Source organism: Oscillibacter sp. UBA6647, from assembly GCA_002455655.1.
GTDB lineage: Bacteria > Bacillota > Clostridia > Oscillospirales > Oscillospiraceae > Oscillibacter.
Window position 1 is genome coordinate 1 of record DKLF01000151.1, and the last position, 3,936, is coordinate 3,936.

Annotated in this window: 4 protein-coding genes; all 4 read right to left on the minus strand. The window is 55.4% G+C overall.

Annotated elements, in window-relative coordinates; translation table 11 throughout:
* Nucleotides 1-67: 67 nt before the first annotated feature.
* Entirely contained in the window at nt 68-1,120 is a 1,053-nt protein-coding gene (locus B2W96_RS11150) for an S-methyl-5-thioribose-1-phosphate isomerase (RefSeq protein ID WP_293010411.1), read from the minus strand.
* The gene (gene mtnK, locus B2W96_RS11155) at nt 1,117-2,337 is read right to left on the minus strand and encodes an S-methyl-5-thioribose kinase (RefSeq protein ID WP_293010413.1); all 1,221 of its coding nucleotides are present in this window, start codon (nt 2,335-2,337) and stop codon (nt 1,117-1,119) included. The genes B2W96_RS11150 and mtnK overlap by 4 nt, the downstream gene beginning before the upstream one ends.
* Before the next feature lie 188 nt (nt 2,338-2,525).
* Nucleotides 2,526-3,032, minus strand: a complete 507-nt coding sequence (locus tag B2W96_RS11160; RefSeq protein ID WP_293010415.1) for a hypothetical protein — start codon at nt 3,030-3,032, stop codon at nt 2,526-2,528.
* A 113-nt stretch (nt 3,033-3,145) separates the two neighbouring features.
* Nucleotides 3,146-3,778, minus strand: coding sequence for an undecaprenyl diphosphate synthase family protein (locus tag B2W96_RS11165; protein WP_293010417.1), 633 nt, complete (start codon nt 3,776-3,778; stop codon nt 3,146-3,148).
* Nucleotides 3,779-3,936: the final 158 nt, after the last annotated feature.

Consider the following 3,936-nt stretch of genomic DNA (forward strand, 5'->3'; position numbering starts at 1 on the left):
ATTGTGCTCATTTTTCTACCCGGGATTTTCTTGGATTTGGGGCTTGACTTTTGTTAGCAGGACTCCTTTAATAAAAAGCCCGCACCGGCCCGTCGAAATACTGCTCCAGCCCATCCGGGGAAAACACGCCCCGATCCGTCACGATGCCAGAGATCAGCTCCGGCGGTGTCACGTCAAAAGACGGATAAATGGCCTTGACCCCCGGCGCGACATGGGAAATCCCGCCGCAGGAAAGCACCTGTGCGGGGTCTCGCAGTTCGATCACAATGTCCTTTGCGCTGGGCTTGTCCCCGTCTGGAATGCCGGTGACAAAGTAGGGAATCTCAAAATGCTTTGAAAGAATCGCCAGTTGAAAGGTTCCGATTTTGTTGGCGATATGCCCGTCCCGGGCAATGGTGTCCGCCGCCGAGGTGAACAGGTCAATGCCCTCCCGCTCCATGACGTAGGCCGCCATGTTGTCCGTGATCACAGTGGTGTCAAAGCCCATTTCCGCAAAGCAGCCCGCCGTCAGCCGTGCTCCCTGCAAATAAAGCCGCGTCTCCGCGCAGAAGACGCGAAAGGTCTTCCCCTGCCGCAGGGCGGCACGCATCACCGTTCCCACAATTGTCTCCCCGAAGCATTGGGTCAGAATCGTTCCGTTTTGGGCAATCAGCTCCGCGAGGGCGTCGCCCACCAACTGCATGACGGTATACCGCCGGTTCAGGGCCTCCACCGTGAAAATAAATATGGCGTGCGCCGCGTCCTTCCCGGCCTCCAATGCCTGAATGCCTACCTCCGCACAGCGGCTGGTGATGATGTCGTACCGATTGGCGGTAGTGGGGCGGGCGCGGGCCAAATCGTCGGCGGCCTGCTTCAAAAAGGCGGATTGCCCGTCGCAATCCATGTCCCGGCACTGGTGTGCCGCCAAAGCCATGCCCATGCCCACCGCCGTGTAGGGCCCCGCGCTCTGGGTCACCATGTCCGCCACGGCCTGCCGGACCTCCTGATAGGTAAGACATTCCACAAAGCGGACCTCCGCCGGGTAAACCCGACGGTCCAGAATCCGCACCCTGCCGTCCTCATACCACGCCACGTTTTCATAGCGCAGTAAAAACGGCATGGTTTCATCGCAGCGCGTCATAGCGATTCTCCTTCTGCCAGAATATGCCGGAACGCCTCGGTCAGCTCCGCGCCGGAGGAAATGCGCGCGCGGTTTTTGATGAAAAAACTCCCCAGCCTGACAAGCGCTCGCTCCAAGGGGACACGAAGGGCAAGGTTCTGCACGGAGGTAAGCTCCGAGACTTTGGAATCCCCCACCACCCGGCGAATCAACTCCGTCCCCGCGTAGCCAATCGCATCTGCCATCACGCTGTCCAGATAGAAGCTTTTGAATTGCCCGCTGCGGTATAGCGAAAATTCCACCAGCCCGTCGTATTTTACAGACAGCTTTTCCCGGGCCTTGTCGTACAATTCGCAAATTATTCTGTCCAGCGCGGCAGCGGTTTGGGCGTCTTCCGGCGCTGTAAAAGCTTTGTTTCCCCGGGAAAAGAACAGGTTCCCGGTGACGTTTCCAATGTCGTAGCCCATGGGTCCGTAAAAGGCAAACTCCGGGTCAATAATTTTCACGCCCTGCTCGTTTGTAAAAATGGATCCAGTGTGCAGATCCCCGTGAAGCAGGGCCTGCGCATTGTTCATAAAGGCGCAGCGGAGCTTGCCTACCTCGGCTTTCAGCGTTTCGTCCCGATATAAAACTTCTTCCACAAAGGCTTCGTTGCCCGGTTTGACAATATTCCGATTTTTATAGTTGTCATACGGTTCTGTCAGCACCAAATCCTCTGTGATTTCGCACAGCTCGGGATTGGTAAAAAAGCAAATCCGTTCTTTTTTCTCCCGTCGGTCCAGCACGAGGTCGGTGGAGGGCAAAAGCGTGTCTGCAAGAAAAGAGGAAAGCTGTTCGGCAAAATGGGGGTAAATTCGATTTTCCGCCAGCTCGCTTCGGAGGTTGCGGTAGTCAGAAATGTCCTCCATGGCAATCACCGCCATGGTTTCGTCGCAGTGATAAATTTCGGGTACAAGGCCGGGGGCCAGCGCGCCCTCTAATTGCAACGCCCGGGCCTCAATTTTGCTGCGGCGAACGTCCAGCGGGCGGCCGGAGGAGCGAAGCAGCTTGTCCGCCTGCTTGATGATGACGGAACGCCCGCTTGTCTCGGACGTGATACGGAATACGTAGTTGATGTTCCCGTCTCCAATCTCCCGGCAGCGCAGGGTCTCTCCCGGCTCAAAAAGATGAAGAACCTCGGCGGCATAGCGTGCTGCGTCCTCCGCATTCATTAAAAAGAACCGGTCGAATCCGGACAATAGAACCTCTCCTCCCATTTGGCAGGGAAGCCGCATGCGAACGCTCTCGCCGCCGTCTTTCCACCAAAAGTGTTGGGTTTACTTTATCACAAATTGCAAATTGATTTAATCCGCTGGGGAATTAAAAAACCAGAACAGTGCCGAAACACGGCACTGTTCTGGTTGGAATCTGTAGGTAGAACGGATGCTCAGCTAAATGCCCTTAAAAACGCATTGATAGTCTCCACATGCTTTCGCTCGTCTAAAATGATTCTGCGAAAAAGAGCCTGCATCTCCGGGCAGTCGATTTGGCGGATCAGCCGCAAATAGTGGGCGATGGCGGCTTTTTCCCCCTCCAGGTCTGCCAAAAGGATCGGGCGAATCTGATAAGCATAAACAGGAGATTCCCCGGACCAGTATTCATTGCTCACATAGCTCATAAACTTCGGAGCCTGCCCCAGCTTCAAAACCAAACCGCCCAGCAGTTTTAAATGGAGAAATTCTACCGAGGCGATGCACTCATATGCAAAATGAAGCTCGGGATGCTCCAGCGTGTAAAAGTTATGGGCCACATACTGCGACAGGGCCGTGGCCTCGGAGCCTGCCCCGGCAAAAGCGTCGGATACAAGGGCGGCGTATTCGAAGTTGTGGGCAAGCTTTCCCACCTCCGGGTATGGCGCATCCACCAAGTATCTACCGCAATCCTGCAAAGCCATCACCTCTCGAACAGGGTATGATTGCAGCGACGGGAATATGACAGAGAGCGGACGCGGAAAAAGGGCGGGAAAGCAGGGCCCTTTCCCGTCCCTTCACAGCTTGGGGCAAAACATCATCCGCCCCGGGTCACGTCGCAGGACTGATACCAGCGAAGCGCGTCCAGAAAATGAGCGGGCTGAAAGTCCGGCCAGAAGTCGTCCACAATATAAAAATCGGCGTAGACCGACTGGGCGGGAAGAAAACCGCTCAGGCGTCTGCACCCGCCCCACCGCACCACAAGATCTACCCGGGAAATTTCGGCGGAACGCAGGGTTTTGTCCTCCGCAAGATGGTTCAGGTCCCACTCCCAGTCGTAATTCACCAGAAAGTTCAAATTGATCAGGCCCCGGCCAAAGTGAACACGCCGGTTTGCGTATTCCAGAAGCTCAGGCGGAAAAGCCGGGGAATCCGTGTTGCCGATGACCAGCAGATTGGCGTCTCTTCCGCTGAGAAGGTGCACGGCGTCCACGCAGGCCTTTGTAAATGCGTCCCGCTGGCCTTTTTCCCGCCGATTGTTGTCTTTGGTGAAGCCGTAAAAGGTGGCCTCCCGGATGCCCAGTTCCAAGAGCTGCTCATAGAGCGCAAAGCCCGGCTGAATGCCTTGGGCGTAACCGTCCTTTTTCTGAAGTCCGTTTGTCACCGCCCATCGCCTGTTGCCATCGGGAATAATTCCTACATGTAACGGCAATCTTTTAAACGTCTCCATGAAATTCCCCTTTACAAAGCAATTTAATAGACAATAGGTTGCCCGCTTTCCGCGTAATTATCTCCAAAAAGAAGGAATCGACTGCTTGCCGCGTCTTTTTTCCCGGCTGGCTAAAGGCTTTCCGTAAGGATAGGCAATCGGCAAAAATCCCCTGCGCG

Excerpts from the sequence above, each read along its gene's own strand:
- B2W96_RS11160 (WP_293010415.1), bottom strand. The coding sequence starts at position 3,032 with ATGGCTTTGCAGGATTGCGGTAGATACTTGGTGGATGCGCCATACCCG.
- B2W96_RS11165 (WP_293010417.1), bottom strand. The coding sequence starts at position 3,778 with ATGGAGACGTTTAAAAGATTGCCGTTACATGTAGGAATTATTCCCGAT.
- B2W96_RS11150 (WP_293010411.1), bottom strand. The coding sequence starts at position 1,120 with ATGACGCGCTGCGATGAAACCATGCCGTTTTTACTGCGCTATGAAAAC.